The organism is Nocardia flavorosea (genome assembly GCF_015477805.1).
GTDB lineage: Bacteria > Actinomycetota > Actinomycetes > Mycobacteriales > Mycobacteriaceae > Nocardia > Nocardia flavorosea_A.
On record NZ_JADLQL010000001.1, the window covers coordinates 83193 to 106790 of the forward strand.

Annotated in this window: 19 protein-coding genes and 1 pseudogene; 13 read left to right on the plus strand and 7 right to left on the minus strand. The window is 67.7% G+C overall.

All coding sequences use genetic code 11. From position 1 onward, the window contains the following. The first annotated feature begins 39 nt into the window (after positions 1–39). Positions 40–1509 (plus strand): FAD-dependent oxidoreductase, encoded by a 1470-nt coding sequence (locus IU448_RS00410; protein WP_195053495.1) that lies wholly within the window; start codon positions 40–42, stop codon positions 1507–1509. A 40-nt stretch (positions 1510–1549) separates the two neighbouring features. Here the strand turns inward: IU448_RS00410 and IU448_RS00415 are convergent. The 6 genes and pseudogenes from IU448_RS00415 to IU448_RS00440 all read right to left on the minus strand — a co-directional run bounded on the left by IU448_RS00415 (position 1550) and on the right by IU448_RS00440 (position 7576). Continuing rightward, positions 1550–2531 (minus strand): annotated as a pseudogene (locus tag IU448_RS00415) (alpha/beta hydrolase). A gap of 9 nt (positions 2532–2540) precedes the next feature. Then, complete coding sequence (locus tag IU448_RS00420) at positions 2541–3248, minus strand: GntR family transcriptional regulator (protein ID WP_195053496.1); 708 nt, start codon at positions 3246–3248, stop codon at positions 2541–2543. After that, complete coding sequence (locus IU448_RS00425) at positions 3245–4519, minus strand: CaiB/BaiF CoA transferase family protein (protein ID WP_195053497.1); 1275 nt, start codon at positions 4517–4519, stop codon at positions 3245–3247. Before IU448_RS00425 ends, IU448_RS00420 begins: the two co-directional genes overlap by 4 nt. Then, on the minus strand, positions 4516–5619 hold the full coding sequence (locus tag IU448_RS00430) for an acyl-CoA dehydrogenase family protein (RefSeq protein WP_195053498.1): 1104 nt from the start codon (positions 5617–5619) through the stop codon (positions 4516–4518). The genes IU448_RS00425 and IU448_RS00430 overlap by 4 nt, the downstream gene beginning before the upstream one ends. Further along, positions 5616–6779, minus strand: a complete 1164-nt coding sequence (locus tag IU448_RS00435; protein ID WP_195054941.1) for an acyl-CoA dehydrogenase family protein — start codon at positions 6777–6779, stop codon at positions 5616–5618. Before IU448_RS00435 ends, IU448_RS00430 begins: the two co-directional genes overlap by 4 nt. Next, positions 6776–7576 (minus strand): enoyl-CoA hydratase/isomerase family protein, encoded by an 801-nt coding sequence (locus IU448_RS00440; RefSeq protein ID WP_195053499.1) that lies wholly within the window; start codon positions 7574–7576, stop codon positions 6776–6778. The genes IU448_RS00435 and IU448_RS00440 overlap by 4 nt, the downstream gene beginning before the upstream one ends. Before the next feature lie 134 nt (positions 7577–7710). Between IU448_RS00440 and IU448_RS00445 the strand changes: the two genes are divergently transcribed. From IU448_RS00445 to IU448_RS00455, 3 genes are all read left to right on the plus strand, one after another. Then, entirely contained in the window at positions 7711–8469 is a 759-nt protein-coding gene (locus IU448_RS00445) for an SDR family NAD(P)-dependent oxidoreductase (protein ID WP_195053500.1), read from the plus strand. After that, positions 8466–8879, plus strand: coding sequence for a VOC family protein (locus IU448_RS00450; RefSeq protein ID WP_195053501.1), 414 nt, complete (start codon positions 8466–8468; stop codon positions 8877–8879). Before IU448_RS00445 ends, IU448_RS00450 begins: the two co-directional genes overlap by 4 nt. 85 nt (positions 8880–8964) lie before the next feature. Then, positions 8965–10530 carry an FAD-dependent oxidoreductase gene (locus IU448_RS00455; RefSeq protein ID WP_195053502.1) on the plus strand — a complete coding sequence of 522 codons (1566 nt, stop codon included), beginning with the start codon at positions 8965–8967 and terminating at the stop codon, positions 10528–10530. A gap of 119 nt (positions 10531–10649) precedes the next feature. On the opposite strand, the gene IU448_RS00460 is transcribed toward IU448_RS00455, so the two are convergent. Next, positions 10650–11450, minus strand: a complete 801-nt coding sequence (locus tag IU448_RS00460) for an IclR family transcriptional regulator (protein WP_195053503.1) — start codon at positions 11448–11450, stop codon at positions 10650–10652. A 458-nt stretch (positions 11451–11908) separates the two neighbouring features. On the opposite strand from IU448_RS00460, the gene IU448_RS00465 reads away from it, so the two are divergent. The 9 genes from IU448_RS00465 (at position 11909) to IU448_RS00505 (ending at position 23488) form a co-directional block, all read left to right on the plus strand. After that, positions 11909–13093 carry a Rieske 2Fe-2S domain-containing protein gene (locus IU448_RS00465; RefSeq protein ID WP_195053504.1) on the plus strand — a complete coding sequence of 395 codons (1185 nt, stop codon included), beginning with the start codon at positions 11909–11911 and terminating at the stop codon, positions 13091–13093. A 43-nt stretch (positions 13094–13136) separates the two neighbouring features. Then, positions 13137–14321 (plus strand): acyl-CoA dehydrogenase family protein, encoded by a 1185-nt coding sequence (locus IU448_RS00470; protein WP_195053505.1) that lies wholly within the window; start codon positions 13137–13139, stop codon positions 14319–14321. A 25-nt stretch (positions 14322–14346) separates the two neighbouring features. Next, a complete protein-coding gene (locus IU448_RS00475) occupies positions 14347–15303 on the plus strand; it encodes a VOC family protein (protein ID WP_195053506.1) in 957 nt (318 codons plus the stop codon). 525 nt (positions 15304–15828) lie between these two features. Next, positions 15829–17454: a flavin-containing monooxygenase gene (locus IU448_RS00480; RefSeq protein WP_195054942.1), complete on the plus strand. Its 1626-nt coding sequence runs from the start codon at positions 15829–15831 to the stop codon at positions 17452–17454. A 69-nt stretch (positions 17455–17523) separates the two neighbouring features. After that, on the plus strand, positions 17524–18501 hold the full coding sequence (locus tag IU448_RS00485; RefSeq protein ID WP_195053507.1) for an alpha/beta hydrolase: 978 nt from the start codon (positions 17524–17526) through the stop codon (positions 18499–18501). A 52-nt stretch (positions 18502–18553) separates the two neighbouring features. Next, positions 18554–19444, plus strand: coding sequence for an SDR family NAD(P)-dependent oxidoreductase (locus IU448_RS00490; protein ID WP_195053508.1), 891 nt, complete (start codon positions 18554–18556; stop codon positions 19442–19444). Then, complete coding sequence (locus IU448_RS00495) at positions 19444–20328, plus strand: SDR family NAD(P)-dependent oxidoreductase (protein WP_195053509.1); 885 nt, start codon at positions 19444–19446, stop codon at positions 20326–20328. The genes IU448_RS00490 and IU448_RS00495 overlap by 1 nt, the downstream gene beginning before the upstream one ends. After that, complete coding sequence (locus tag IU448_RS00500; protein WP_195053510.1) at positions 20325–22298, plus strand: flavin-containing monooxygenase; 1974 nt, start codon at positions 20325–20327, stop codon at positions 22296–22298. Before IU448_RS00495 ends, IU448_RS00500 begins: the two co-directional genes overlap by 4 nt. Further along, positions 22295–23488 carry an NADH:flavin oxidoreductase gene (locus IU448_RS00505; RefSeq protein ID WP_195053511.1) on the plus strand — a complete coding sequence of 398 codons (1194 nt, stop codon included), beginning with the start codon at positions 22295–22297 and terminating at the stop codon, positions 23486–23488. The genes IU448_RS00500 and IU448_RS00505 overlap by 4 nt, the downstream gene beginning before the upstream one ends. Positions 23489–23598: the final 110 nt, after the last annotated feature.

Consider the following 23598-nt stretch of genomic DNA (forward strand, 5'->3'; position numbering starts at 1 on the left):
GTCGAACCGGTCGCCGGTCGCAATGAACAGGAGAAGTCGATGCCGGATGTGAGTGTTCACCCCGAGCGGCTCGCCGCGGTCACCGAATGGGACTACGAGGCCGATGTCGTGGTGGTGGGCTACGGGGTCGCGGGCGCGAGTGCAGCGATCGAAGCCGCACGTGCCGGAGCCGATGTACTGGTCCTCGAGCGGACCGGGGGCTGGGGCGGTGCGGCGGCGCTCTCGGGCGGGTTCATCTATCTCGGCGGCGGCACCCCGCTGCAGAAGACACTCGGTTTCGAGGATACGCCCGAGAACATGGAGCGTTTCCTCATGGCCGCGCTCGGCCCGGGCGCCGACCAGGCCAAGATCCACGACTATTGCCAGGGTAGTGTGGAACATTTCGAATGGCTTGTCGCACAGGGGGTGCCGTTCAAAGAGGAATTCTGGGGTGAACCGGGCTGGGAGCCGCCGGCCGACCAGGGCCTGATGTTCTCCGGCGGAGAGAACGCCGCACCGTACAACACCCTCGCCACTCCGGCACCCCGCGGTCACCTGCCGCAGATGGCCGATAAACACACCAGTGAGAAAGGCGGCGGTTTCATGTTGATGAAACCGCTCACCGATACCGCGGCGGCACTGGGTGTGCGCGCCGAATACGATGTGCGGCTGCAACGCCTGGTCGTCGACGACGCCGGCCGGGTCGCCGGTGTGGTGGCCAAACGCTACGGCAAACCGGTGTTCGTCCGCGCGCGCCGGGGCGTGGTGCTGGCGACCGGTAGCTTCGCCTACAACCAGCAGATGGTCGAGGCCTACACCCCGCTGCTGATCAACCGCCCCGCGGCCGCCATCGAGGAACACGACGGTATCGGCATCCTGGTGGCGCAGGCCCTGGGCGCCCAGCTGGCGCATATGGATGCCATCGAGGTCGCCATCTTCGCCGATCCGCAGATGATCGCTCGCGGAATTCTCGTCAACGGGCGCGGCCAGCGCTACATCCCCGAGGATTCCTATCCCAGCCATATCGGGCAGTCGACCCTGATCCGCCAGCACAACGAAGCATTCCTGATCATCGACGAAGCCGCCCTCGAGGAGGCGAACACGAGCGTGTCGAGCAGTGCGGCGATGCGCAGTGCGCCACCCACCTGGGTCGCGGAATCGGTCGAGGAATTGGAAACGGAGATCGGGCTTCCGGCCGGGGTCCTGCAGGCCACCGTCGAGGTCTACAACCGGCACGCGAAGGACGGCGCGGATCCTCTGTTGGGCAAGAAAACCCAGTGGGTGAAACCGATCGGCACACCGCTGGCGGCCTACGATCTGCGCAACCGCACAGGAGGGTTCACCCTCGGTGGCCTGCGCACCGATCTCGACTCCCGGGTCGTGCACGTCTCCGGCGAACCGATCCCCGGTCTTTTCGCCGCCGGTCGCTGCACCTCCGGAATCAGCGCCGGTGGCTATGTGAGCGGGGCGTCCCTCGGGGACGGTAGCTTCTACGGCCGCCGCGCCGGCCGTGCCGCCGCCGGTTCCTGACCTGCACGATGGCAACGAGCCCATCTGGGCCTTGGGGTAATCATCCCCGAGGCCCGGATAGGAATCGTGCCGCCACCAGCGCGCCGACCTCCGATATCGCCGCTCGCGCCCGCGTCACCGACGGCGCCTGCATGGCGAACCCGTGGCCGACGCCGGGATAGCGGAGTTGGGCGGTGGGGACGCCGGCCGCGCGGAGGCGGTCGCCGTAGGCTTCCACGGCGTCGCGGAGGGGGTCGCCGTGGCCGACGGCGAGGATCGCCGGGGGGGAGGCCGGCGAGGGAGTCGGCGAGGGCGGGGACACCGTAAGCGTCGTCGGTGGAAGGGTCGTCGCCGAGGTAGAGGTTCTTCATCCAGTCGATGTCGGCGGCGGTGAGGAACGGGGAATCGCCGAACTCGCGCATGGAGGGGCGGTCGGTGCGGCGTTCGATACCGGGATAGAACAGCACCTGCTGGGCGATGGCCGGGCCGTTCTCGTCGCGGCTGCGCAGGGCGGTGGCGGTGGCGAGGCTGCCGCCGGCGCTGTCGCCGCCGACACCGATCCGGGCGCGGTCCACGCCCCAGGTGGCAGCGTTTTCGGTGAGCCAGACCAGAGCGGCGTAGGCCTCGTCGTTGGCGACGGGGTAGCGGTGTTCGGGGGCGAGGCGATAGTCGACATTGCAGAGGACGGCGCCGGTGGCGTCGGCGATATCGCGGGCCAGGCGGTCGAACGAGTGCAGCGACCCCATGATCATGCCGCCGCCGTGGAACCAGACCAGGGCCGGTGCGTTCTCCGGCGGGGCGGCGACCGGCCGGTAGATCCGCACCGGGACCGGGCCGTGCGGGCCGGCGATGGTGGCGTCGCGGACCGACCGCATCTGCGGGCCGGCCGGACGTTCGATCGACTCCAACGCACGGCGGGCCGCTTCGACCCCGAGTTCGTGCAGCGGACCGGTGCGGCTCGCCCGCGTCCGCTCGACGATCACGGCCACATCCGGATCCCAGATCTCCTGCGCGGCAGAGGTGTTCTCGGTGGGGGTGGCCATGGTGTTCTCCTAGGATTCTGCGGGGTCGGGCGGCCTGGTGGCGCGCAGCATCGTCCCGGCGCTGGTTTCACCGCCCTGGCGGTGCAGGTTCATCAGTTCGTCGAGGCGGTCGTTGTCGTGTTCGGCGAGCGCCTCGATCATCTGGTCGTGTTCGGCGAGGACCCGGGCGCGGGCGGCGGGGTCGTACAGATAGGTGGCGTGGTAGGGCATCGCCAGCGTCCACAACCGCCGTACCTCGCCGACCACCAGATTCAGCGGCGACTGTTCGAAAATGGCGAAGTGGAAGGCGTGGTTGCGCAGCCGCATCTCCAGCAGATCACCGCGATCGGCGGCCTCGACCACCAGATCGCCGAGCCGCCGGATCTCGGCCAGCACCTCGTCGGTGAACCGGGGCAGCGTGGCGATGATCTCCCGTTCGAGCGCGGCCCGCATCAGATAGATCTGGTCGAAATCCGATTGCCGCAGCCGGGCGACGGTGTATCCCACATTGTGTTCGTGGTCGACCAGACCGGCGGCGGCGAGCTGGCGCAGGGCCTCCCGGATGGGCAGCCGGCTGACGCCGAGGCGTTCGGCCATCAGCACCTGGCGGATCGGCTGCCCGGGCAGTAGTTCGCCGGTGACGATGAGTCGTTCGATCTCCTCGACGACGCGGGCCGCCGCCCGTTCACCGTCGCGCCCGCGGTCGCCGGGCGCGGAATCTGCGCTGGGATTGCTCACGGGTTCCCGAAGATACCAGCCGCGCGCAGTTCCTCGATGCGATCGGCGTCGTACCCCATCGCGGCGAGGACCGCGGTGGTATCGGACCCGCGCGGTACGGCGGGCCGCGGCCGGCGGTGCCCCGACCGGCCCAGCGCGATCGGGACACCGATCCCGCGATAGTCGTCGGCATCGATGAACAGGCCCCGATGCCGGACCTGATCGGATAGCAGTGCTTCGTCGACCGTGTGCACCGGGCTCGCCGGGACGCCGGCCTGCTCGAGCCGCCGGCCCAGATCCTCGCGGGACCACTGCGCGATACGTTCGCCCAGCAGGGCCACGAGTTCGTCCCGGTGGGCGTAACGATCGCTGTTGGCGGCGAAGCGCGGATCGTCGGCAAGTCCGGGTAGGCCGAGAGCCTCGGTGAGTGAACGGAATTGCCGGTCGTTGGCCGCGCTGACGAAGAAATCGCCGTCCGCGGCCCGGAACACTTGGTACGGCGCCACCGTCGGATGAAAATCCCCCGTCCGCTGCGGTACCTTGCCGCCTGCCATCCAATTGGCAGCATGCGGGTGCAGGATGGAGATGACGGAGTCCAGCAGCGTGATATCGATCAGCTGACCCTGCCCACTGCGGCCGCGTTCCAGCATCGCCAGCAGGATGCCGCTCACCGCCATATTGGCGGCGACGATATCGACGATGGGAATCCCCACCCGCAGCGGGTTGCCGTCGGGATAGCCGTTGACGCTCATCAGCCCGCCGAACGACTGGAGAACGGCGTCGTAACCGGGCAGCCCGCCCATCGGCCCGTCCACGCCGAAACCCGTGATCCGGCAGTAGATCATCGCCGGATGGCGTTCGCTGAGCACGGACTCGTAATCGAAACCCCAGCGTGCCATGGTGCCCGCCTTGAAGTTTTCGATCACGATATCGGCGCCGGCGAGCAGGTCGGCAAGGATCTCCCGCCCCGCCTCGGTGCGCAGGTCCAGGCTGATGTTGTCCTTGCTGTGGTTGAGGCTCGCGTAATAGGCGCTGCTGGCACCGGATTCCAGGAAGGGCGGGCCCCAGCCGCGAGTCTCGTCACCGGTGGGCGCCTCCACCTTGATGACCTCGGCGCCGTGGTCGGCCAGGATCTGGGCGGTGTAGGGCCCGGCGAGTACCCGGCTCAGGTCGAGCACCCGCACCCCGGTGAGCACACCGTTGCCGACGGCGGTGTCCGCGGCCCGCCAGGCAGCGCGGCCGTCGATGGGGGGCGTGGCGGAATGGTGCTCGGCCTGTGTGGTGACGGTCATCGATTGTTCCCTTCTGCCGCGCCGGAGTTCTCGTCGCCGGCGCCGGTGACCAGATCCCAGACGTCCGCGCCGCCTTCGAGGATCCGGCCGGCGAGGACACCGGCCCAATAGCGTTCCGACCCGTACCGCTCGCGCCAGGCCAGCAGCGCCGTGGTCGATCGGCCGAGTGGATGTTCGGCGGTGAAGCCGATGGCGCCGTGCAGTTGGTGGCCTGCGGCGGCGATATCCCGGGCCGCAGAGGAGGTCACCACCTTGGCGGCGGCGATCGCGGCCCGGGCACGGTCCGGGTTCGTACCGGCATCCTCGGCCACGGCGGTTTCGGTGGCCGTTTCCATGAGCGCGGTGACCGCGGCCAGACCGGCCAGCCGCTGCTGAACGGCCTGGAATTTGCTCAGCGGGCGGCCGAACTGAGTACGCTGCCCGGCATATTCCACAGTCCGATCGCAGACCGCGCGTGCCGCCGCGGCCAGCGCGACGGCGTAGGCGAGAGCACCGCGCTCCTCGAGTTCGGTGCCGCCGGCCGGGGATGCGGCATACGTGTCGACCGCGGCCGCGGCGAAGTCGTAATCGGCCACGGCGGCGCCGAGCAGATCGGTGCCGGGGACGGCGGTGACACCGGCGCCGGTGGGGGAGACGATCGCGACCGCCGGGCCGTGGGCCGCATCGGCCGGCTCGAGCAGTAGTACCAGCCGATCGGCGTCGGGTCCGTGCACCACCGCCCGTGCCGAGCCGTCCAGGACCAGGACGCCGGCTGCGGTTTCACGGACTGTGGTATCGCGCTCCGCGTGGGCGATCGTCGCGGTATGCGAGCCCAGCGAGATACCGCACCGTGCCGCCAGCCAGCCGGCGAGCACGGTGTGCTCGACGAGCATGGTGAGCGCACCGCCGGTGACCGCCGCCGAGACGACGGTGAGCGCGTCGGCGAGCGTGCCGCCGCTGCCGTCGTGGTCCTCGGATATACCGATTCCGGTGAAACCGGCCTCGGTGAGTGCCGTCCAGACCGCATCGTCGATACCGGCGGCCGGGGTGGTGGTATCGACGCCGGCCTTGCCGATCATCGCCTGGGTCGCCGCGCGTAGTTCGGAATTCGGACCCGTCATCGCAATCCCATTCCGCGAGCGACGATTCCGCGAAGGATCTCGTTCGTCCCGCCACGTAGTGTGAATGCCGGAGTATGCAGCATGCTGTTGGCCAGCAGGCGCGCGAACGGATCGCCGCCGGTGCGCCGGGGGTCGGTATCGCAGGCGGCTCGCACCGCCTCCACGAGATCGCCTTCGAACGCCGAGCCGAGGTCTTTCACCATCGCCGCCCGCACATCGGGACGGCGTCCCGCGGCCAGTTCCGCGGCCACCGACAGCGACATCCGGCGCAGCGCCCAGGCCTGCGCCGTGAGTGTCCCCAGCGTTACCCGCTGTTCCTCGGTCGCCCCGGAACGGCGCAGCTCGTCGGCCCAGGCCCGCAACAACGGCATCGTCGACAGATAGCGTTCGGGACCGGAGCGTTCGAACGCGAGTTCGCTCATCACCTGCGCCCAGCCTTCGCCGCGCCGGCCCAGCAGGGCCTCCGGGCCGACGCGCGCGTCGTGGAAGATCACTTCGTTGAAATGCGCCTCGCCGTCGATACTGCGCAGCGGCCGCACCTCGATATCGGGGTGGGACAGATCGACCAGGAACTGCGACAGCCCGGCCTGCCGATCGCCGGCTTCACCGTCGCTGCGAGCGAGTAGCACCATGGCATGCGCCATATGCGCGCCGGTGGTCCACACCTTGGTACCGCTGACCGTCCAGGAGCCGTCGTCGTGGGCAGTGGCCCGGGTGCGGACGGCCGCGAGATCGGATCCGGCGTCGGGTTCGCTCATCCCGATCGCGAAGAACAGCGTCCCCGCTGCGATTCCGGGTAGATAGCGTTGTTTCTGTTCCTCGGTGCCGTTGGCGAGGATGCCTGGCGCCATCTGGCGGTCGGCGATCCAGTGCGCGGCGACGGGCGCGCCGTGCGCGAGCAGTTCCTCGGTCACCACGAAACGCTCGAGCGGAGACCTTCCGTGGCCACCGTAGGCCGTCGGGAGCGTCATCCCCAGCCAGCCCCGTTGCCCGAGCCGGGCACTGAACTCCGGTTCGAAGCCGCTCATCCAATTGTCCACGGCCGGCACGAAAGCTCCGGCGGCGAGCTGTTCGGCGAGGAAGGCGCGCACCTCCGTGCGCAGCGTGTGCAGTTCCGCGCTCTCGGCCACCGGCGAACCGGCTTCGGTGGCGGCCGTCATCGCCCCGGACCCCGCGACGACCAGGATGCCTGCCCCTTGCGCGACATCGACCACATCTGCACGCCGCGCTCGATCTCGAGCGCCGACGACCAGCTGACCGCCGGTGGCCCGAGTTCGAGCCGGGCGCTGGTCATGATCCGCCGGCTCAGTTCGGGATCGGCCGCGGGCGCCGCGGTGAGCTCGGCGATGAGCGGATCGAGTTCGGCTTCGGGGACGGCGGCATAGGCGAGCCCGCAGGCGGCCGCCTCGGTACCGGTCAGCGCGCGTCCGCACGCGGCGAGTGCCACGGTCCGCGACCAGCCGACCGCGCGGCCGAGTAGCGCGAGATGACCGCCACCCGGGTGGATGTTGCGCGCCAGAAATCCGCTGTCCAGCACCGAATCCGGAGTCACCACCATGATGTCGGCGGCCAGCGCCAGGTTCAGTCCCGCCCCGACGGCGCCACCGACGACTCGGGCGATCGTGGGCACGGGTAGGGAGCCGACGCGCACGAAGGCGCCGTAGACCGCCGAGGTGCGGCGTACTGCTTCGGGGGAGGCCGGGTCGGCGGAGGAGGCTGCGAGATCGCGGGTATCGGCGCCACTGCAGAAGTACGCCCCGGCGGAGCGGACGACGACCGCGCCGATGGCGGGATCGTTTTCCACTCGGTCGCAGAATTTGCCGATGAGCGCGGCCATCTCGAGGGTGATCGCGTTCTTGCGGCGCGGATTGTCGAGGGTCAGCTGGGCTACGCCGCCGGTGAACTCGGTCCGAACCGAGCCTTGCGGGGGCGCGCCGACCGAATCGTCTGGCGTCATGAACAAAACCGTAGCAGGATTGGATCCAATATAAAATCCAATATTGATTGACAATTCTCGGTCTGCACCCGGAAAGTGTCAGCAGCGCAGCGCGCCGCCCGGACTCACCGGGCGGCGGACAGAGAGGAGCGCTCGTGTTCGAGCTGAACGGGCGGATCGCCCTGGTGTCCGGAGCAGGTCAGAGTGTGGGCGAAGGGATCGCGACCGTCCTCGCCCGCCAGGGCGCCGCGGTGATCGTCAACGATCTCGTCGGCGACCGCGCCGAGCGGGTGGCCGCGAAAATCGTCGCCGAGGGCAACAAGGCGATTGCGAAGGCATTCGACGTCACCGATTACGAGGCGACCGTCGCCGCTGTCCGTGCGGCCGAAGCGGAACTGGGCGGGCACGTGAACATCCTGGTGAACAATGCCGGGGTCGCGCAGGAGCGAGTCATCAAGCCGTTCCGCGAGCTCACTCCCGATCAGTGGCCGCCGTCGATCGATCTCAACATCTACGGGGCGATGAACTGCATCAAAGCCGTGCTCGATGGGATGTGCGACGCCGGCTGGGGCCGGATCGTGCAGATCTCGTCGGGCTCGGCGCGGACGGGGCAGAACATCAACTACTCGATGTATGCCACCGGCAAGAGCGGTATCGAGGGCTTCATCCGGCATCTGGCGGCGGAGACGGGGCAGTACGGGGTGACGGCGAATATCGTCGCGCTGGGTCAACAGGCCAATCTGGCGGAGAAGATGACGCCGGAGATGATCGACAAGATCATCGCGAGCATCCCGATCGGCCGACTCGGCGATCCGCTCGAAGTCGGCGCCTTCTGCGCGTACCTGGCCTCGAACGAATCCGGGGGAATGACCGGCCAGACCCTCGATTTCAACGGCGGGTCGCAGACCCGATGACCAGCGAACCGGCACCGCCCGCAACGGTTCTGTCACTGACCGCGATCCGGGTCACCGACCTCGCGAAATCGACCGAGTTCTACACCGCGGGGTGCGGATTCGAGGTGGAGCGCGAATTCGCGACGGCGGGATTCGACGCGGTGATCCTGCGCGCCGGCCCGGCCGGAATCGAACTCATCGCGCCGCGTGCCGAGCCGGAGCCGCCGCAGCCGGGCAATATGTTCGTCAAACTGGTGCTCAACACACCGGACGTGCCCGGGCTCCTGGCCCGTGCCTGCCGGTACGGCGGCACCGAGGAGACCCCGGCGACCGTGCTACCCGAGTTCGGTGGAATGACCATCGCGATCCTGCGCGACCCCGACGGGTACCGCATCGAACTGGTGGGGCGGCCGGGCACGGATGACCACTGAGCGGGAGCGGGCCGGTTCGCCGCCGGTCGGCTCGTCTAACGTCGCGGCATCTCACCCGGAACAGCAACAGGGAGTGCAGTCGACGATGACTTGGGGCAAGACCTATGACGTAGTAGTTGTGGGCTCCGGCGGGGCCGCCCTCGCCGGAGCGCTGGCCGCCGCCCACCGCGGTCTGTCGACCTGCGTGATCGAGAAAACCGACCGCTTCGGCGGGACCTCGGCGTATTCGGGCGGCAGTGTGTGGCTGCCCGGAAACCATGTCCTGGCCCGGCAGGGCGTGGACGACTCCGTCGAGAAGGGGCTGACCTACTTCGGTGCCGTGGTCGGCGACCGCACGCGGCCGGAGGTGCAGCGGGCCTACCTCGAAACCGGCCCGGTCGTCGCCGACTTCCTCGAGAACACCGTGGGAATCCCGATCGAACACCGGCCGTTCCCCGATTACTTCGACGCCCCCGGGCGCAGCGACAACGGCCGCAGCATCTTCGCGGAATCGATCGCCGCCGCGGATCTCGGCGACCGGTTGGACGATGTGCGCCCGACGGTGGCCGCCGACCAGTTCGGCATCGATATCGACCGGTCCATGCTCGACGGCGGTCAGGCCTGGATCGCGCGCATGGTGCTCGCCCTGGACGCCACCGGCCGCGCGGACCTGTTGCTGTCCACCCGGGCCGACCGGCTCGTACAGGACGAATCGGGGCGGGTCACCGGAGTGGTGGTGACCGGCGCCGACGGCAGCGAAACGCGGATCCGGGCGCGTGGCGGGGTGCTCCTGGCCGCGGGCGGGTTCGAGCGTTCGGCCCAGCTGCGCAAACGCTGGCAGGATATGCCGACTGCCGACTGGTCCTCGTCGCATCCCGCGACCGGGTCCGGGGATGCGGTCGCGATGCTGGACACGGTGGGTGCCGCGCTGGATCTGCTCGACCAGTCGTGGTGGTGCCCCGCGACCCTGTTCCCCAATGGACATGCCGCGTTCACGCTCGGGCTCCGATCCGGAATCGTCGTCGACGGGCACGGCCGCCGGTTCGCCAACGAGATGCTGCCCTACGACCAGATGGGGCGCGCTATGCGCGCGCAGCGGGAAGCCGGTGGCGACGAATTCTGGTTCATTTTCGACAACAGCGCCGGTGATCGCCTGCCGGCGATCTGTGTCCCCGAACCCCGCCGCGACGAGATGACCGAGGCCGGCCTGTGGCACACCGCCGACTCCGTCTCCGACCTTGCCCGGTCACTCGGTATCGATCCGGCCGCACTGGCGGCGACGGTCGACCGGTTCAACGAACTGGCCGAGCGCGGAGTGGATGAGGATTTCCACCGCGGCGAGGATCCGTTCGGGCGCTTCTTCGTCGGTGCGACCGCGCCGGCGCAGTGCCTGCGACCGCTCGCCGGCCCCCGGTTCCACGCGGTCCGGCTGGTGCTCGGTGACCTCGGCACCAAGGGCGGCGCGGTGATCGACAGCGACGGTGCGGTGCAGCGACCGGACGGGTCGGCGATCCCCGGTCTCTATGCCGCGGGCAACTCCTCCGCCTCGATCTCGGGCGAGGTCTACCCCGGGCCGGGTGTTCCGCTGGGCTCCGGCATGGTGATGGCCTACCGCGCCGTGGCCGATATGACGGCGCGGCTCGGCGGAACGGAGACCGTCGCGACGTCCTGACCTGTACGAACAGCGGCCGCGGCCCCTAAGGGGTCGCGGCCGCTGCGCTTTCCTGACTGCTCGGTTCTCGCCGCCGACCGTTCGATCGGCTCTCGCTCGGGAATCCCGGCCGGGGCGTCCTAATGGGTCGCGAGGTCCGTCGCGACGCACCGATCCCAGATCTCGCGCGCCACAACCCGTACCCGGCCCACCAGTGTGCGGTAGTCGAGCGAGGTCACCGGTCCGCATACGGAGATCCCGGCCAGGTTTCCGTAGATATGGTCCGGTGGTCCGAGGGAGACGCCGACACAGCCGAGACCGGTGAATGCTTCGCCTCGATCGAACGCTGCGCCACGGTCGCGTACAGCGGCCAGATCGTCCGCGAGCTGGGTCTCGTTCGCGATGCTCTGCGGGGTGCGCCGGACCAGTGCGCCCTCGCCGGTACGCCGGAGTTCGCCGATTACCGGCCCGCGGCCGGACTGGTCGGCGACCGCAAGCTGTGCCTTGCCCACCGCGGTGAGATGGGCGGGTACCCGCTGGCCGACGGCGGTCGGGGTGGGCCCCGAAGCGCGGCCGTTGACCTTGGCCAGATAGACGGTGTCGCCGCGGCTGACCACGGCGAGCTGGATGGTCCGGCCGGTGCGGTGCGCGAACGCCTGCATAATCGGCCGGGCGCCCTGCAGCAGGCGATTTTGGTTGAGCGCCGCCTGGCCCATCTCGTAGGCCTTGACCCCGAGTTCGTAGGTCTGTTCGGGCGAGCGGGCGAGCCAGCCCGTATTGGTGAGCTGCTCCAGCAGTCGATGCGCCGAAGAGCGCGGTAAACCGGTGCGCGCGGTGACCTGGGCGAGAGTGAGGGGGCCGGACCCGTTGAAGGTCTCCAGAACGAGGGAGACCCGCTCGACCACCGAGACCGGCATCCCGGCGGCACGTGATGTTCTCATTCGACCTCCCAGCACGCATCACAGCTCTGTGACCTACGTCACGGTACACCGGTATGCGGGTGCAGAACCACGCGCCGTGACGAGCGTCTTCGCCGACGATCGCATCGATCGTCTCCGTTGCCGAGCCCATTCTCCCGATCAGCGAGACGCCGAGCCGATTTTGCCCCGAACCCGGTGCCGCCCCGGCCGTCGCCCGGACGCGCCGCCGGGTTCGGGGACCAACCGCCCGCGCGCCGGGCCGGCTCGCGATCGCACACCGGGCTACCGCGAACGGCGATCCGGGCGGCCGTGGAACGGAGCCGGGCTCCGTCGGTTTGCTCCATTACCGCCGGCCCGCCTCCGGCGTCTCGGAAAGCCTCCCACTCAGCAGGAGATTCGCGTCACACTGCGTTTCGGGCTGGGAAGGTGGACCCACTGCGACGAGTTCCGCGGTCGCAATCATCTGACCAGGAGGTACCGTGAGTCCCACGACCGAGACGGGCAACGAAGTCCGTGTCATCGACACCGGCGCACCGCCCGCGCGGTACGCGCGGGGCTGGCACTGCCTCGGTCTGACCCGTGATTTCGCCGACGGTCGGCCGCACCAGGTGGCCGCTTTCGGCACCGAACTCGTCGTTTTTCGCGGCGAGGACGGGAAGGTGAACGTCCTCAACGCATTCTGCCCACATATGGGCGGGAACCTGGCCCACGGCACCGTGAAGGGCAACGATATCGCCTGCCCGTTCCACGACTGGCGGTGGCGGGGGGACGGAAAATGCGCATCCATCCCGTATGCGCGTCGAGTCCCGCCGCTGGCCCGCACCAAGGCGTGGCCGACCATGGAGATCAGCGGGCAGCTGTTCGTCTGGCACGATCCGCAGGGCGGCAAACCGCCCGCCGAACTGGAGATACCGGCTATCCCCACCTACGGAGATTCCGGGTGGACCGATTGGGTGTGGAATTCGATCGTCGTCGAAGGATCGCACTGTCGCGAAATCGTCGACAATGTCGTCGATATGGCGCATTTCTTCTATGTGCACTACGGGATGCCGACCTATTTCCGGAACATCTTCGAAGGCCATACCGCAACCCAGATCATGCGGTCGCTGCCGCGCGCCGACGCGGCCGGAGTCAGCACCAGTACGAACTACAGCACCGAAAGCCAGTCGGATGCCACGTATTACGGTCCGTCGTACATGGTGGACAAGCTCTGGAGCGGCGGCCGGGCCGGGGCCGGTGAACCGAATATCTACCTGATCAACTGCCACTACCCGATCACCCCGACCTCGTTCCGGCTGCAATACGGCGTGATCGTGGAAAAGCCGACCGGGATGGACGACGCCGCGGCCGAACAGATCGCCGCCGCCGTGGCGAAAGGGGTCGCGATCGGCTTCGAACAGGACGTGGAGATCTGGAAGAACAAATCACGGATCGACAATCCGCTGCTGTGCGAAGAAGACGGCCCGGTGTATCAGCTGCGCCGCTGGTACGAACAGTTCTACGTCGACGTCGAAGACATCAAGCCGGAAATGGTCAACCGGTTCGAGTTCGAGATCGATACCGAACGCGCCCTGCAGAACTGGCAGGCCGAAGTGGACGCGAACCTGGCCGCCGGCCGCAGTGCCATTCCGGCGCAGCGGCAGGGCGCCGCCGCGTCCTCCTGACCACGCTCACCCCACCATCCAGATACCCGGACCAGGAGCACCCATGTCCTACGAAGTACTCGACAAAATCGTCGCCATCGCCGACGAGATCCGCGCCGGCGCCGAAGAGGGCGACTCCCTCGGCCGCCTGCCCGACGATATGGCCAAGGGCCTGAAGGACGCCGGGATCATCCGGCTGCTGCAGCGCAAGAAGTACAACGGCTACGAAGCGCACCCGCGCGAGTTCGCCGAAACAGTGATGAAAACCGCCAGTATCTATGGTTCCGCCGGCTGGGTCGGCGGCATCGTGGGTGTGCACCCTTGGCAGCTCGCCTTCGCCGACCCCAAGGTGCAGGAAGAAATTCTCGGCGAAGACACCGATACCTGGCAGGCTTCGCCGTATATGCCCGGCGGTGTGGCCGTACCGACAGGCGACGGCTATGTGATGAACGGCCGTTGGCAATTCTCCTCCGGCACCGATCATTGTGACTGGATTTTCCTCGGCGCCATGGTGGGGGACGCCGACGGGAAACCCTTGATGCCGCCGCAGAGCTTGCACGTGATTTTGCCCCGGTCCGACTATGAGATCGTCGCGGATTCCTGGGATGTGGTCGGCCTGCGCGGCACCGGAAGCAAGGACATCATCGTCAAGAACGCCTTCATTCCGAACTATCGGGTGATGGACGGGGGGAAGGTGATCGACGGTACGGCGGCGAAAGAGTACGGCGTCACGGAAACGCTCTACAAAATGCCGTGGTCCACCATGTTCCCGCTGGGAATCACCTCCGCGACCATCGGCATCTGCGAAGGCGTGCTCGCGGCGGGCGTCGACTATCAGCGCAACCGGGTCGGTGCGACCGGCACGCTCGTCAAGGACGACCCGTACGTCCTGCACGCGCTCGGCGAGGCGGCCTCGGAGATCGACGCGGCCCGGCAACAGCTGCTGGCCAATGTCGACCGCATCTTCGACAAGGTCGACCGCGGCGAGGAAATCGATTTCGCCACCCGCGCCGCGGTTCGCCGCGATCAGGCCCGCGCCGCCTGGCGGGCGGTCCGGGCGGCCGACGAGATCTTCGACCGGGCGGGCGGTAACGCGCTGCGCATGGACAACGCGCTCCAGCGATTCTGGCGGGATGCGCACGCCGGTCTGCACCACGCCATCCACGTCACCAGCACCACCTATCACGCGGCCGCCATGGCCTCGCTCGGTGTCGAGGTCCCCGAGGGCCCGCTGCGCGTGATGATCTGACGACCCGGAAAGGAAACCGACAACGATGACGGAAATAAAAGCGCTCGGCTACGTACGCGTTCAGGCCACGGATATGGACCGCTGGCGCGAACTCGGATTCGAGGTACTGGGCTTCGCACCCGGTTTCGGCGACGAAACCGACGCCCTGCACTTCCGGATGGACGAGCGGGCCTCGCGGATCACCGTCGAACGCGGTGACGTCGACCGGGTGACCGCGGTCGGTTGGGAGGTCCGGGACGCGCCCGCGCTGCGCCGGCTGACCGCCACCCTGGACGAAGCCGGGTTCGAGTACACGCCCATGAGCCAGGAACTGGCCGACCGGCGCAAGGTGGAGGCCGGTATCTGTATGCAGGATCCCGGCGGCACACCGCTGGAATTCTTCTACGGTGCGGTGCTCGAGCACAGCCCGGTACTCACCAAGTACGGCCAGAAGTTCGTCACCGGCGATCAGGGCCTGGGCCATGTGGTGATGCCGACGACCAATTTCGACGAATCGTTCACCTTCTACACCGAGACACTGGGATTCCTGTCCCGGGGCGCTTTCCGGATGCCGTCGCCGCCGGAGGTGGGCCCGCTGCGGATCCGGTTCATGGGTGTCAACCAGCGGCACCACAGCCTCGCGATCATGCCCAGTATGGAGGGCCGCGACCCGGGACTGATCCACGTCATGGTCGAGGTCGACGACATCGATGCGGTCGGCCGCGCCTACGACCAGGTGATGGCCCGCGATTTCCCGGTGTCCTCGACGCTGGGCCGGCATACGAACGACAAGATGATCTCGTTCTACGTGCGGGTTCCCGGCGGCTGGGATATCGAATACGGCACCGGCGGCAAACTCGTCGACGAGGCGTATTACACGGCCGAGGAGATCACCGCCGACAGCTACTGGGGTCATGAATGGATGTGGGCCCGGGAGATGAAGGAAGCGCAGCGGGCCGCGGAAGCCGGGGAGGCCGGAGCCACGGAACCGGCGCCGGCCTGAGCCTGCGGATTCCCGGTGACCAGCGCCGGTTCGGGTGGTCGCGCGGGTTGCGCCGGCCCGGACCGGCGTGCGACACGAGGGGCGCGGTGCTCACATTCGAGGCCGCTCGTTGACTCACCCGAGTAACGCCGGCAGCCGGTCGACCGACGGGAGGCCGGGAAAAGGACCGCTGTCCGAGCCGGACCGGCTGCCGAGCCGAGTCAACCTCTCCGGTCCACCCGGACCCGGCTGCGGAGGCCGTCGGGCCGGGCGATCGGAGTTCGTCCCGGCCACCGATCCCCCGGGACAGCATGAGATAACGCGGATCGCCACCCAATGGCAGACCTCCGAGAAGCCGGCCGAATTCAGCGGACACGATATTCGGCGGACCGGCGATCGGCTGGGGATCCATCGGGGCGATCTCCGCCCACCCGCCGTGCGATTCGAATTGGAGGACCGCTGGGTGGGAAGGAGCGTTCGCCCCGCCCCGTATGGCCCCTAACTTGACTTTCGAACACAGGTACCTCAGCGAGGGAAGTGAATGTGGTGACAACCAGCGACAGCGATTTCGATGCCGTCGTCGTCGGTGCCGGGATCTCCGGCCTGTACGCGGTGTACAAGTTCCGGCAGCGTGGTATGCGGGTACACGGCTTCGAATCCGCCGAGGGAGTGGGCGGTACCTGGTATCACAATCGGTACCCGGGTGCGCGGTGCGATGTCGAGAGTATCGACTACTCCTACTCGTTCGACGAAGAGTTGCAGCAGGAATGGACCTGGACCGAACGGTTCGCCACCCAGGACGAGATCCTGCGCTATCTCGACCACGTCGCCGATCGGCACGATCTGCGTTCGGCCTACGATTTCCTGACCCGGGTGACCTCGGCCGTCTACGACGAGGAAGCCCGCCGGTGGACGGTCACCACCGATACCGGGAAATCCGTCACCGCCAAGTTCTGCATTCTGGCGACGGGCGTCTTGTCGGCGACCAACAAACCGGATATCCCGGGCCGCGACACCTTTGCGGGCGAGACGTATCACACCGGCGAATGGCCGCACGATCCCGTAGATTTCGCCGGCAAACGCGTGGGTGTGATCGGCACGGGATCCTCCGGTATCCAGGCCATACCGATCATCGCCGAAGAAGCCGATGCGGTCGTCGTATTCCAGCGCAGCCCCAATTATTCGATTCCCGCGGGCAATCGGCGTCTGACCGATGATGTGCTCGCGGAGGTGAAGGCGAATTACGCCGAGCGGCGCCGGTTGTCCCGGCTCAGTGGCGGCGGCACCCCGAACAGCCCGCACCCCAAAGGCGCGCTGGAGGTCGACGAGGCCGAGCGGACCCGGATCTACGACGAATGGTGGCAGCGCGGCGGATACCTGTTCACCAAGGCGTTTCCGGACCAGATGGTGAGCAAGGCGGCGAACGATACCGCGCGCGAGTACGTCGAAGCGAAGATCCGGGAAATGGTGGAGGATCCGGCGATCGCCGATCAGCTGATCCCCACCGATCATCCCATCGGGACCAAGCGGATCGTCACCGATACGGGATATTTCCAGACCTACAATCGCGATAACGTCACCCTGGTCAACCTGCGGCGTACGCCGATCACCGAGATCACCGAATCCGGTGTGCGGACCGGCGAGGCAGCCTACGACCTGGATATTCTCGTCTTCGCGACCGGCTTCGACGCGATGACCGGTTCGCTGGCGCGGATCGATATCCGCGGCCGGGACGGCCGCGAACTGATTGCCGAATGGTCGGCGGGGCCGCGAACCTATCTCGGGCTGGCCGTCGACGGCTTCCCGAATATGTTCATTCTCGCCGGCCCCGGCAGCCCCAGCGTGCTGGCGAATATGGTGCTGATGGCCGAACAGCACGTCGATTGGATCGCGGGCTGTATGGATCATCTGGATGCCCACGAGGTGGCGACCATCGAGGCCACTCGGGAAGCGGCCGACGAATGGGTGGCCGAATGCAACGCCAAGGCCGCGGGAACGCTTTTCCCGACCGCGAATTCCTGGTATCTGGGCTCGAACATTCCCGGTAAACCGCGCGTGTTCATGCCTTATATCGGCGGTTTCGGCACTTACAACACCATCTGCGCCGAAGTGGCGGCGGCCGGATACAAGGGTTTCGCGCTCGACGGCCGGGCCGCGACCGCGAGTATTTGAGCGACGCGTACGAACACCCCGGCGCGAGCGCGCCTTCCCCATACGACGAGAAGTGAGGACGTGGTCGAGATGGGCGGACAACGAAGGTCCGACCTGCATCCGGATGTCGAAGCGATGCTGTCGGCGCTGGAATCGTTTCCGGATGTCACCCAGCACAGCGCGGCGGAGTTACGCGAGATCATCGCCTCGCGCCGCGCACCGTTGACGCGGGAGCCGCAGATGCGGATCGCGCAGGACCGGACGATCGACGGCCCCGGCGGCGAGCTGGGCCTGCGGGTCTACGTACCGCACGGTGGCACGGTGGCACGGCCGGTGGTGGTCTTCGCCCACGGTGGCGGTTTCGTCTTCTGCGATCTCGACAGTCATGACGAGTTCTGCCGGTCGATGGCCGCGGCGGTGGACGTCGTGGTCGTCTCGGTCGACTACCGGCGTGCACCCGAGCATCCCGGACCGGCGGCGCTGGAGGATATGTACGCCGCGGTGCGGTGGACCGCCGAACATGCCGCGGAATTTGGCGGCGACCCGGACCGCCTGATGGTGGCCGGTGACAGCGCCGGCGGCAATCTGGCGGCGACGGTGAGCCTGGCCGCCCGTGACCGCGGTGGCCCGGCGATCGCGGCGCAGGTCCTGCTCTACCCGGTGATCGACGACGACTTCACCACCGAGTCCTATCGACGCTACGGCGAGAACTACTACAACACCTCCAAGGCGATGCGCTGGTACTGGCAGCAGTACGCCCCGCACGGAACCGGCAGCCCGTATCTGGTCCCGACCCGCGCCGAAACACTGGCCGGACTGCCTCGGGCGGTCGTCGCGACCGCCGAACTCGATCCGCCCTGCTCGGCCGGCGACGACTACGCCCGCCGGCTCGCCGAGGCCGGGGTCCCGGTGACCGCGTACCGATTCGACGGGCTCTTCCACGGCTTCCTGACCTTCCCGTCGCTGTCGCTGACCGGGCCGGCGCGGGAGAAGCTGTGGCAGATGATGCGGGACGTGCTCGCAGCGCCGGCCGGTTCGTCCGCCGAGAGTCGCGGCGCGGCCGGGTGAGGGCCGTGGAGCGAGTGGAGCGGAGACGGAACCGATGAGCACGGAGCGAGATATGACGCAGCGATTGGCAGGCCGGACGGCGCTGGTGACCGGCAGCAGCCGCGGAATAGGCCGCGCGGTCGCGCAGCGGCTGGCGGCCGAAGGAGCGACCGTCGTCGTCACCGCCCGGTCGGCCTCCGCGCCGTCACCGTCGGTCCGGGACGGCGAAGCCCATCTGCTGTCCGGTTCGCTGGGGGAAACGGTGGAGGCGATCGAGCGCGCCGGCGGTAAGGCGATCGCGATACCCGCCGACCTCGAGGACGCCGAGCAGCGCGCGGGGCTGATCGACAAGGCCGTCGCGGCCGTGGGCGGAATCGATATCCTGGTCAACAACGCGGGTTTTGCCGATTACAGCCCGATCGCCGAAATGAGCGATGCCACGTTCGATCGCACGATCGAGCACTACCTGAAGGTCCCGTTCGTGCTGAGCCGCGCCGTGATCCCGCATATGCGCCGGCGCGGTGGCGGCTGGATCGTCAATATCGGGTCCTCGACCGGGCTCGATCCCATCCGGCCGTTCCGCGAGTACAACAAGACCTCCGGTGATGTCGTCTACGCCTCGGCCAAAGCCGCGCTGCACCGGCTCACCCAGGGACTGGCCGCGGAAGTACTCGACGACGGTATCGCGGTCAACGTGGTGGGACCGTCGACGGCCATCAGGACGCCGGGCGCAGCGGCGCTGCTGCCCGACGGGTACGAAACCGAACCTGTCGAGTACCTCGCGCAAACGGTGCTGGAGATGACGACTGCTCCGGCCGCCGAGCGCACCGGCCTGGTGACCTTCAGCCTGCACTACCCGTACGCGACGAACACTCCGGTCATGTCGCTCGACGGACGTACCGAACTGCCGCGCCGCGAGCCGCCCGCCTGGGCGAACCCGAATATCCGGCCGGAGGGTATTTGATGACCACCACGGCGCAGGAACGGTTCGCGCGGGGCACCGCCGTGGTGACCGGCGCCGCCGCGGGGATCGGTAAGGGTCTGGCCCAGCGGCTGGGCGAATACGGAATGTTCGTCGTCGTCGCCGATATCGAAACCGGGCGTGCCGCCGAGGTCGCCGCGGAAATCGTCGAGAAGGGCGGTCGAGCGGAAGGTTTCGGTGTCGATGTCGCCGATCCGGCGCAGGTCGCGGAGTTGGCGGCGACGATATTCGAGCGCTATGGCAGCGTGGAACTGCTGATCAACAATGCCGGTGTCGAATCGGCGGGCCTGCTGTGGGAAATCGACCCTCAGCGCTGGCGGCGGGTGCAGCAGATCAATGTGGACGGCGTCTTCTACTGCTTGAGATCGTTCGTGCCGCGGATGATCGACGCCGGTACACCGGCCTGTATCGCCAACCTGTCCTCGGTGGGCGGACTCAACACAGTCGCGGTGCAATCGCCCTATATCGTCAGCAAATTCGCGGTCCAGGCGATGACCGAATGCCTGCACCAGGACCTGTCCATCGTGGGCGCGCCGATCCAGGTCAGCGCGGTCGTGCCGCATTCCATCCGCAGCGAGATCTTCCTGGCCGCGCAGCGCGAAGCCCCCACTGCCAACCCCACCGCGAACGCCGTTTTCGCGGCCATGCAGCGGGACAACGTCGAGAAAGGGCTGGATCCGCTCGACGCCGCCGCTCATATGCTCGAACAGATCGCCCGCGGCGATTTCTGGGTCTTCTCCGACGACGAACTGTGCACCGCGGCGGCGACCCGGCGCGGCCGGCAGCTCATCGACCGGGACCCGCCCTCGAACCCACGCGATATGCTCGCCCGGATGGGCGTGCCGCTTCCGGAAGGCAGCTCATGACAGAAATCATCGAGACCGGTATCGACGCCACCGACGATCCGGAAACCCTGCTGCACAATGCGATTGCCGAAGCCGACCCCGCTCCGCTGCTGATGTCGATGGTGCATGCGACCGGAGATACGGGCCTGCTCGCGGAATTCGGGGCGCGGCTGACGATCACCGAACCGGGCAACCACTACCGCACCGGAACCCGCCCGGTCGCCCCGCCCGGCACCTACCCCGAGGACGTCGCCGCCGATATCCGCGCCCGCGCCCGCGAAATCCTCACTCCGGACCTCGAACCGAAGCTGGGCGTACCCGACGACGAACTGTTCGGCCGGATGGCCACCATATGCACCTCCGAACGCGTGGACGCCGAATTCCTTCCGCTGTTGCTGGAACAGTCGGGCTTCGCGAAGGACCGGCGGCATGTGCCGGTGACCACCGCCCCGCCCGCCGATTTCGAAGTCATCGTGATCGGCGCCGGAATGGTCGGCATCAATGCCGGAATCAAACTCGGCGAAGCCGGCTTCGCGTTCACGATATTCGAGGAACGCGACGATATCGGCGGCACCTGGCATCGCAACACCTATCCCGGCGCGGCCGTCGACACCCCCAGCCATTACTACTCGTACTCGTTCGAACTGAATCCGAACTGGTCCAAGTACTACCCGACCGGCGTCGAGTACCAGAACTATCTGCTCGACGTGGTCGAGAAATACCGGTTGCGCGAGCACATGCAGTTCGGCACCCGCGTACGGTCGGCCACCTGGCTCACCGCCGAGAACCGGTGGGAAGTGGTGACCGAAGACCGTACCGGCACCCTGCGCCGGCACCGGGCGCGTGCGGTCGTCACCGCACTGGGCATGCTCAACGCCCCGAATATTCCCGACGTACCCGGTATGGACACCTTCGCCGGCACGATCACGCATACCGCCCAATGGGATTCCGATCTCGACCTGCGCGGTAAGCGGGTCGTAGTGCTGGGCACCGGCTGCACCTCGGTGCAGGTGGTGGCGAACATCGTCGACGAGGTCGAATCCCTGGACGTCGTCGTCCGCAGCCCGCACTGGCTGGTCCCGGAGAAAACCGTGGGCGGCGAGGTGCCCGCGGGCGAGCGCTGGGCGATGGCCAATCTGCCGTTCTACGACCGCTGGTTCCGGTTGCGCACCTACTGGTTCGCCTCGGACAACCTCTATGTGCTGCCCCGGATCGACAAGGAATGGGCGGCCACCCATCTGTCGGCGTCACCCGCCAACGATATGGTCCTGAACACTGCGCTGGAGTACCTGCAGAAGAGTTTCCCGGACCGCCCGGATATGGTCGAGAAACTCACTCCCGATTTCCGGCCGTACTCGAAGCGAATCGTGAAGGATCCCGGATTCTTCGCGGCGCTGAACCGGGAGCATGTGAATTTGCACCGGGCGTCCTTCCGGGAGATCACCGCCGACGGTGTCGTCACAACGGACGGGACGTTCATCCCGGCCGACGTGATCGTGCTCGCGACCGGCTTCCGGCTCCAGTTCACCACCGCCATCGATATCACCGGCCGGGACGGCCGTACCCTGGCCGATATCTGGAAGGGCGGCGAGGACCCCCGGGCGTATCGGGGCGTGCAGGTGTCGGGATTCCCGAACCTGTTCATCACCGCGGGCCCCAACTCGGCCCCCAACCACGGCGCCGGTCACAACATCACCGGTGAGGAGCAGGTCCACTACCTCATCGAATGCCTGCAATACCTGCTCGAGAACGAGTATGCCGCGATGGATGTCGCGCAGTCGGCGCAGGACGAATACAACCGCAAGGTCGACGAAGCGCTCGACGAAACAGTGTGGGTGCATCCGGGCGCGCAGACCAACGGGTACTACCGCAACAGTGCGGGCCGGGCCGTCGTACCCTGCCCGTGGCGTCTCGTCGACTACTGGACGTTGATGCGGGAACCGCAGCCCGAGGACTTCACATTCCTCTCGAACGGGAAGGCCGGGAAATGACCGGCCCGCAGGTCCCGGACGTCCTCGCTCCCGCGCGGCTCGGCCCGCTCACCCTCCGGAACCGGATCATCAAATCCGCGACCTTCGAACACATGGCGCCAGGGGCGCTGGTCAGCGATGACCTCATCGATTTCCATCGTCGACTGGCCGCCGGTGGAGTCGGGCTCACCACGGTCGCCTACTGCGCGGTCGCCCCGGAGGGCCGCACCGAAGCCGACCAGCTCTGGATGCGGGACGAGGCCGTCCCCGGATTGCGGCGGCTCACCGATGCAGTCCATGAGCACGGTGGCGCCGTCTCCGCGCAGATCGGGCATGCCGGGCCGGTCGCGAACGGGAAATCGAACGGTCTGCCCGCACTGAGCGCATCCCGGCGGATCACCCCGATGGGACCGCGGATCACCCATGCCGCGACCCTGGCCGATATCGCCCGCATCCGCGAAGCGCACGGCAACGCCACCCGGTACGCGATCGAATCGGGCTTCGACGCGGTCGAAATCCACTTCGGTCACAACTATTTCGCGAGCTCGTTCCTGAGCCCGCTGCTGAACAAGCGCACCGATTCCTACGGTGGCTCGCTGCGCAACCGGGCGCGCCTGGTCCGCGAAACCGCCGCCGAGGTGCGCGCCGCGGCCGGCGACCGGATCGCGGTGATCGCGAAACTCAATATGGACGACGGGGTCCCCGGCGGATTCTGGCTCGACGAGGCGATCCAGGTCGCGCAGTGGCTCGAGGACGACGGCAGCCTGGACGCCATCGAACTGACCATCGGCAGCTCGCTGCTCAACCCGATGTATCTGTTCAAGGGCGACGCACCGCTGGCCGAGTTCGGCGCGGTGATGTCGCCGCTGATGCGGTTCGGGGTGAAGGTGGCCGGGAAATACTTCCTGCACAGCTACCCCTACGAGGACCTGTTCATGCTCGACGCCGCCCGACAGATCCGGGCAAGCGTGGATATGCCCCTGGTGCTGCTGGGCGGAATCACCGACAAGGCCGCGATGGATACGGCGATGGCCGAGGGGTTCGAATTCGTGGCCATGGCCCGGGCGCTACTGCGCGAGCCGGACCTGATCAACCGGATCAGCGCGGACCATGCAGCGAAATCGTTGTGCATCCACTGCAACAAATGCATGCCCACGATCTTCTACGGCACGCACTGCCCACTGGCCACACCCCAGGTGGCGGCGAACTAGTCGGCCGGGCCGGCCGGGCCGGGCCGGGCGGGCCGGCCCGGTGTTCCGGTCAACGGGAAGTGCCGGTCCTGGCGGTGGCGGAGCCGATACGGTCGCACGGTGTCCAGACC

Coding starts and splice junctions, on each gene's coding strand:
- IU448_RS00410 (WP_195053495.1), top strand. CDS start 40: ATGCCGGATGTGAGTGTTCACCCCGAGCGGCTCGCCGCGGTCACCGAA.
- IU448_RS00425 (WP_195053497.1), bottom strand. CDS start 4,519: ATGACCGTCACCACACAGGCCGAGCACCATTCCGCCACGCCCCCCATC.
- IU448_RS00430 (WP_195053498.1), bottom strand. CDS start 5,619: ATGACGGGTCCGAATTCCGAACTACGCGCGGCGACCCAGGCGATGATC.
- IU448_RS00435 (WP_195054941.1), bottom strand. CDS start 6,779: ATGACGGCCGCCACCGAAGCCGGTTCGCCGGTGGCCGAGAGCGCGGAA.
- IU448_RS00440 (WP_195053499.1), bottom strand. CDS start 7,576: ATGACGCCAGACGATTCGGTCGGCGCGCCCCCGCAAGGCTCGGTTCGG.
- IU448_RS00450 (WP_195053501.1), top strand. CDS start 8,466: ATGACCAGCGAACCGGCACCGCCCGCAACGGTTCTGTCACTGACCGCG.
- IU448_RS00455 (WP_195053502.1), top strand. CDS start 8,965: ATGACTTGGGGCAAGACCTATGACGTAGTAGTTGTGGGCTCCGGCGGG.
- IU448_RS00460 (WP_195053503.1), bottom strand. CDS start 11,450: ATGAGAACATCACGTGCCGCCGGGATGCCGGTCTCGGTGGTCGAGCGG.
- IU448_RS00470 (WP_195053505.1), top strand. CDS start 13,137: ATGTCCTACGAAGTACTCGACAAAATCGTCGCCATCGCCGACGAGATC.
- IU448_RS00475 (WP_195053506.1), top strand. CDS start 14,347: ATGACGGAAATAAAAGCGCTCGGCTACGTACGCGTTCAGGCCACGGAT.
- IU448_RS00485 (WP_195053507.1), top strand. CDS start 17,524: ATGGGCGGACAACGAAGGTCCGACCTGCATCCGGATGTCGAAGCGATG.
- IU448_RS00490 (WP_195053508.1), top strand. CDS start 18,554: ATGACGCAGCGATTGGCAGGCCGGACGGCGCTGGTGACCGGCAGCAGC.
- IU448_RS00495 (WP_195053509.1), top strand. CDS start 19,444: ATGACCACCACGGCGCAGGAACGGTTCGCGCGGGGCACCGCCGTGGTG.
- IU448_RS00500 (WP_195053510.1), top strand. CDS start 20,325: ATGACAGAAATCATCGAGACCGGTATCGACGCCACCGACGATCCGGAA.
- IU448_RS00505 (WP_195053511.1), top strand. CDS start 22,295: ATGACCGGCCCGCAGGTCCCGGACGTCCTCGCTCCCGCGCGGCTCGGC.